The organism is Paenibacillus hemerocallicola (genome assembly GCF_006265175.1).
In the GTDB taxonomy this organism is placed as follows: Bacteria; Bacillota; Bacilli; order Paenibacillales; family NBRC-103111; genus Paenibacillus_AB; species Paenibacillus_AB hemerocallicola.
In genome coordinates this window covers 637-2,456 of sequence record NZ_VDCQ01000145.1, presented here as the reverse complement: position 1 = coordinate 2,456, position 1,820 = coordinate 637, and the positions used below count along the sequence as shown (strand labels likewise).

Below are 1,820 nucleotides of genomic sequence, written 5' to 3'. Positions count from 1 at the left end.
CGGCAGCTGTATTTTCCGATGAAGCAGTGGACCGGCGTTCATTCGCTGCATATTGCAAATTTGGGAGAGAGCAGGCCTGTGGCTGTGCCCTGAACGATACCGGGATGGCATCAATGGGCAGCTAGAGAAGGAGGCCAACAGGCTGTGCTGCCCAGTATGAACTTTCACTGTCAAGCAAATCCACAAAACGGGCTGCAGCAATCGCTGCAGCCCTTGGAGGAGGAGACGCGCACATGCGGGGAAAATGGAAAAAGGGCCTCACCCGGCTGCTGGCCGGCATATTAATCGCGGCGTTGGCATCCCCAGGCTGGACAGCAGCCGATGTCTCGCAGGGGATGGAGCCATACGAAGGGGGGAGCGCCGCGGCAGAAGCGCCGGAGGTTGCCGTGCAAGCGGATCGATGGCTGACTGCGCAGCGCACCTCAGTCCCCATCCAGACAGATGGCGTGTGGAACGAGACCGTATGGGGGGAAGTTTACGGAACCGGCGGTTTTTCCACCGCTTATTTCAATGAACCGGCGGAACAGCAGACGACGATGAAGCTGGCCTATGACGAAACGCATTTGTATATCGCTTTGGACGGACAATATGAAAGCGGATACAACGAGACGGATGCGCCGCAGGCGGAGCGGGTATTCGTACTGCTGAGCCGCGACGACGACATGATGAAGTTTTACAGCGTCCCTGTCACGATTACGCCGGGGCCGCATCCGATCCGGATTCGGTACAACAACTTCACGGCCGCCGATGTGCGGGAGACACTGCAAGGAACGGTAGATTTGTCCCAAGGCGGGCAATCGCAGCAGGCGGTGAGCAAGCGGAGCGACGGCTGGAGCGCCGAGGTGAGCATCCCGCTGTCCGCGCTCGGGGTTGAGGGGATCGAACCGGGAGAACGCTGGCATATCAATGCGATCCGGTATTTTGGCATCGCTTCGAAACGCCCGCTCAGCTCTTGGGCGCCAGTGCGGCGGACGACAGTGATCGACGGCGACGGCTCCGGTCCGAACCGCGGATATACGCTTAGCGTGTACACGGCCAATGAAGGGCGGTTCGGCAGCCTCTATTTCGGAGGGAGACCGAATGCGCCCGTCACCGGCAAGCCGGTCGTCGCTTGGCCGCTCTCGGCCCCGGCACGCTTGCTGAACGACAGTTTTACGGAGAAGCGGTTTTTACTGAAGGAAGACGATTGGGATGCGGTTTCTTCGTCGGTGTACATGCGTTGGACTTCACCTTACGGCGAACAAACCCCGATCGTTCCGTCGTCCATCGTGACCGAAGGGAGCGATCGGGTCCTTTCCTTTACCCACCCGGGCGCGTTGCAAAACGGGACGTACCGGTTACAGGTGACGGCGGAGGAAAACGGAGGACTTCGGGCGAAACAACTGGAATTGGCCTTTGACCGGGACGGACTGATCGCGGCGGGCGATAAACGGTTTCCGGTTCAGCCGGTGGCGGCCGTAACGTCCTTGACGCCTGCACCCCCATCGTCGGAAGTCGCCATGCTGCTGACGCTTGTACCGGAAAAGGTAGGGATGTTCTTTGCCGGGGTGCCGCATGCGCCGGAGCTGTCGGAGCGGGCGACCAATTACAGCTGGTCGGTAGCCGATCCGTGGGTGCTGACCTCGACGGATAGCGGAAAGGTCGCGTATCCGAATTCGCAATACCCGGAAGACAAGCAGCTGACGGTGACCAACCGTCTCGGCCAGCCGGTGGACTACCCGTACTACGAGAATGCGAACGGAACGCGGTATTTCCTGTCCGCGCATCTGTGGTATTTGCAGCGGCAGTATTTGCTGACGCGGACGCTGGCGCTGGCGCAA

1 protein-coding gene is annotated in these 1,820 nt (G+C 60.2%); it reads left to right on the top strand.

Going from position 1 to position 1,820, the window contains the following annotated elements; all coding sequences use genetic code 11:
* Window positions 1–233: 233 nt before the first annotated feature.
* Window positions 234–1,820: DOMON domain-containing protein (locus FE784_RS40465; protein ID WP_218103897.1), on the top strand; the 1,587-nt coding region annotated here is incomplete at its 3' end.